This is a genomic window from Longimicrobium sp. (assembly GCF_036280135.1).
Classification (GTDB): Bacteria; Gemmatimonadota; Gemmatimonadetes; order Longimicrobiales; family Longimicrobiaceae; genus Longimicrobium.
On record NZ_DASURI010000976.1, the window covers coordinates 1 to 4,100 of the forward strand.

Below are 4,100 nucleotides of genomic sequence, written 5' to 3' on the forward strand. Positions count from 1 at the left end.
TCTCCCGCAAACTGCGCGGGAGAGGGTGTAGACTTCCACGGGGTGATTGCACGGGGGCGGAGATTCTGCGTGGGTGAGATCGGGCGGGAAAACGGCCCGTCGCTGCGCGACGGGGGGCCCTCTCCCCCGACCGCCTTTTTGCTCGTGCCTCGCAACGGCGGTCGACCCCTCCCCCAACTTCGGGGGAGGGGTTTGTCGTAGGGACGATTCAGCGCGCGGAACTCAACCCGTGCTGGGGCTGGGTTCTCCTCTCTCCGCGAGGAACGAGCGGGGAGAGGCCGGGAGAAGGGCGGCTCCCGGCGCGAACCGTCCGTATGTCCAGTGCAGTTCTCCCCCTCCCCCGCGGAGCGGGGGCAGGGGGTCGGGGGGTGGGGGCTCTCGGCGGGCCGGCAGACGGTTCGCCTCGGTGCACGAACGTCATCCGTCTCCCCGCTCAGCTCCAGAGCAGGTGCAGCAGCGTCTGCCCGTGGCCGTGGTCGTGGGCGATGCACAGGGCCTCGTCGCGGCCGCCGTTGTCCGTGAGCACCCACACGTCCGTCACGTGGCGGATGGTGTGCGTCATGTGGCCGTCCGTGGTGCCGTAGTCGCCCGTCATCACCTCCACGCTGCCGTCGCGCGGGTCGTACGCCACCCCGAACAGGCGGTAGTCCGTCTGCTGCACCTGCGCGCCGATACGCGGATCATCCACCTCCATCCGCGTGGGCCGGCCGCCGTTCCGCTGGGTAAAGTCGTTCAGCACGCGCGCCCAGCCAATGGTCTCCAGGGTCTGCATCAAGGCCTCCCTTCTTGCCACGTGGGGCCATGCACCCGACGGCCCGGCCCGCGCACGCGGACCGGGCGCTCTCCGACGATCCGTCCCCGACCGGCCTACGACACCAGCACCTCCTCCACCGTCCGCCGCGGCGTAGGCGGCAGCGCCTTTCCGTGGCCCATCCGCACGATCACCTGCGGCCACGCCTCCCGGCCCAGCATCTCGCGCAGACGCGCGCGCAGCTCCGGCACCTGCACCGGCTGGTTGAGGAACGCGGCGCTCAGTCCGCGCGCCTGGCCGGCCAGCAGCACCCGCGCCAGCGACTGCCCCGCGTGCAGCCAGTCCGACGGCCGGTCGCCCTCCGTGCCCAGCACGGCCAGCAGGGGCGCCGCCTGCGCCGCGCGCCGGTCGCTGCCGCCGCGCATGCCGCCCAGGTTCAGCGCGCCCATCAGCGTGGGGCCCAGGGGCGCCAGCAGGTCCGGGATGCCCAGTGCGTACGCCGGGATGCCGTCCTCCACGCCGCGCGTTCCCGAGCGGATCCATCCCGCCAGCTCGCGCCGGAACGCGCTGTCCGCGTACTGCCGCTTGTCCGCCTCCTCCACCAGCGCGGCCACGTCGTCGCGCAGAGGGCCGGCCACGGGGCGCAGCCATCCGCCCTCGTCCTCCGCCGCCTCCAGCAGCGCCGCCAGGTCCGGCGCGCCCACCGCCCGCTCCTCGAACGCGGGGCGGTACGTGCGGCGCTCGCGGATGGCGCGGAACAGCGTGAGCACCTCGCGGCTGGCGCGCGCCTCGTCGCCGCGGCTTACCAGGGCCAGCAGGTCCGGGCGCGCGGGGTCCGGGAACAGGTGCACGCGATCCATGTGCCCAAACCGTCGCACGGCTACGCGCAAGAAGAAGAGTGCCGCGCCGCACCCGATGACGAGCTCGCGGCCGTCGGGATCGGAGACGGGCAGGGCGCGCGACCGGTCCGCGTGCAGCTCGATGCCCGCGTCCGTCACGCGAAACCGCCACGGCTGCGCATTGTGCGCGGAGGGCGCCAGCACGGCGTAGCGCAGCAGGTGCCGCAGCTGCTCGGGCTCGGAGGCGTCGGCCGGGTAGTCGGCCTCGGACACGCTCCAGGGATCGGTGGATGCGACGGTCTGCATGGGAGCCTCCGGGACGCACGGGTGCCGCGGCGCGCCCACCCGGCCGCGCCTGTACGGACCACGATAATCCGCGGCCACGCATCGGTCTGTCGGCCCCCGGCGGATTCGGCGGTCGGGGGAATCACCACCGTCAGCGATTTCCGTCGGGTGAAGGGAATGGATCGGGAAAGTTCAGCCCGGCGGGGGAGAGGCGGGGACGAAGGGCTCCACGACGAACTCGTTGGACGGCGTGAGGATGACGGCGAAGAGCTCGTCGAATCCCTCGTCCATCCGCGGCTCCTCCAGCTTCTTGTACGTGCCCAGGATGCCGGGGATGGGGACGACGGCCTTGCCCTGGCGCAGCTTGTTGCGGGCGATGGCCGCGCGCGTCTCCGTGCGGAAGAAGTAGCCCACGACGTGATAGCCGTTCGCCTTCGCCGGGCCGATGAACCGCGCGCGCTCCTCCGCCGTCACGTTGGTGTTGTCGATGACGAACGGCTGACGCGTCTGCAGGCACGTCCGCATCAGCTGCTGCTCGCGGTTGCGCGTGCGCAGCAGGTCGCGGCTGATGCGCACGTGCGTGTCGAAGAATCGTTGCTGATAGAACGTCGACTTTCCCGACGCCTGGATCCCCACCAGGATCACCGCCTCCATCGCTCCTCCCCCCGTTGCGCGTGCGGAACGCTCATCATTCGACCGGTGGCAAGACCCGCGCGCGGACGTGACGGGATCGTGCGGATTGGCGAAGTATCTCTCGCCCGCCGAGGGCCCCCTCCCCCCGACCCCCTGCCCCCGCTTCGCGGGGGAGGGGGAGAACCCATCCCCAGCACGAGCTCGGTTCCGCGCGCTGAACCACCCCCACGACAAAACCCCTCCCCCGAAGTTGAACGAGCAAAAGGCTGGTCGGGGGAGAGGGCCCCCCGTCGCGCAGCGACGGGCTGGTTCCCGCCCCGATCTCACCCCCGTGGAAATCTCCGCCCCCGTTGCAATCACCCCGTGGAAGTCTACACCCTCTCCCGCGCAGTTTGCGGGAGAGGGTGCGAGCGACAGCGAGCGGGTGAGGGCCCCCGGGTGAGGGCCGCTTCAGGACGTCGGCGCCGGCCTGCGCGCGGCGCGGGCGCCGGCCGTGACGAAGTAGATGAGCGTGGAGATGGCGATCACGACGCCGGCCATCATCCACTCGCCCAGGGTGATGCTCGTCAGCAGGTAGATGATGGCGGCCAGTGCCAGGAACGGCACCACCGCGCCGCCGGGCACGCGGAACGGGTGGCCGCCGGCCCGCACGTCGCGCCGGCGCAGCTCCCACGCGGCCAGGCAGCACGCCGCGTACAGCAGCAGCGTGGCCAGGTTGGCCAGGATGGCCAGCGTCTCGAAGCCGCTGGTGATGGCCAGCGCCGCCACGATGACGGCCTGCACCACGATGGCCACGTGCGGCGTGCGGTGCCGCGCGTGCACGGACGCCAGCGCCCGCGGCAGGAACCCGTCGCGCCCCAGCGCGAACAGGGCGCGCGGCGTGGCCAGCATCATCCCGCCGATGTAGCCGAACATGGAGATGCTCGCCCCCGCCAGCAGCAGCGTGCGCCCCGTGGGGCCCATCACCCGGCCGGCCGCCTCGGCCAGGGGCGTGGCCTGCCCCGCCAGCCCGCCGCCCAGCACCCCCTGGGACACCAGGTGGATGGCCAGGTACAGCACCGTGATGCCGATCATCGCGAGAAAGACGGCGCGCGGCACCGTGCGGGCCACGTCCTTGACCTCGCCGCTGGGCACCAGCGCGCTCTCGATGCCCGCGAAGGCAAAGATCAGCACGATGGAGGCGCGGGCCACGTCCTGGGCGCCGGGCGTGGTCGTCCATGCCAGGTTCTCGGCCCGGACGGCGAACACGCCCAGCACCACGAGAAGGACCAGCGGCAGCAGCTTGGCCACGGTGGCCACCGCGTTCACCGCGTTGCCCTGCCGTACGCCCAGCACGTTGATTCTCGTGAACAGCGCCAGGACCAGGATCAGCAGCGCCACGCGCGCGCCCCCTCCGCCCAGCGCGGGCACCAGGGCGCCCACGGCGTCGGCGAAGAGGGTGCTGACGGCGGAGAGGGCCAGCGTGCCCACGGCCCACAGCATCACGCCGGAGAGAAAGCCGGCGAACGGGCCGAACGCGATCTCCACGTACGCGTACGGCCCGCCCGTGAGGTCCACGCGGCTGCCCGCCTCGGCAAAGCACAGGACGATGA

4 protein-coding genes are annotated in these 4,100 nt (G+C 72.2%); all 4 read right to left on the bottom strand.

Annotation, left to right across the window (positions count from 1 at the left end; all coding sequences use genetic code 11):
- Window positions 1-433: 433 nt before the first annotated feature.
- Window positions 434-772 (bottom strand): DUF5335 family protein, encoded by a 339-nt coding sequence (locus VFZ20_RS31370; protein WP_329687922.1) that lies wholly within the window; start codon window positions 770-772, stop codon window positions 434-436.
- Window positions 773-867: 95 nt separating this feature from the next.
- Complete coding sequence (locus VFZ20_RS31375; RefSeq protein WP_329687923.1) at window positions 868-1,896, bottom strand: Acg family FMN-binding oxidoreductase; 1,029 nt, start codon at window positions 1,894-1,896, stop codon at window positions 868-870.
- A gap of 171 nt (window positions 1,897-2,067) precedes the next feature.
- A complete protein-coding gene (locus VFZ20_RS31380) occupies window positions 2,068-2,529 on the bottom strand; it encodes an AAA family ATPase (protein ID WP_329687924.1) in 462 nt (153 codons plus the stop codon).
- 429 nt (window positions 2,530-2,958) lie between these two features.
- On the bottom strand, window positions 2,959-4,100 hold a 1,142-nt coding region (locus VFZ20_RS31385), incomplete at its 5' end, for an APC family permease (protein WP_329687925.1).

What these genes read in the sequence shown, in the direction of transcription:
- VFZ20_RS31370 (WP_329687922.1), bottom strand. Translation starts at nt 772, where the DNA reads ATGCAGACCCTGGAGACCATTGGCTGGGCGCGCGTGCTGAACGACTTT.
- VFZ20_RS31380 (WP_329687924.1), bottom strand. Translation starts at nt 2,529, where the DNA reads ATGGAGGCGGTGATCCTGGTGGGGATCCAGGCGTCGGGAAAGTCGACG.
- VFZ20_RS31375 (WP_329687923.1), bottom strand. Translation starts at nt 1,896, where the DNA reads ATGCAGACCGTCGCATCCACCGATCCCTGGAGCGTGTCCGAGGCCGAC.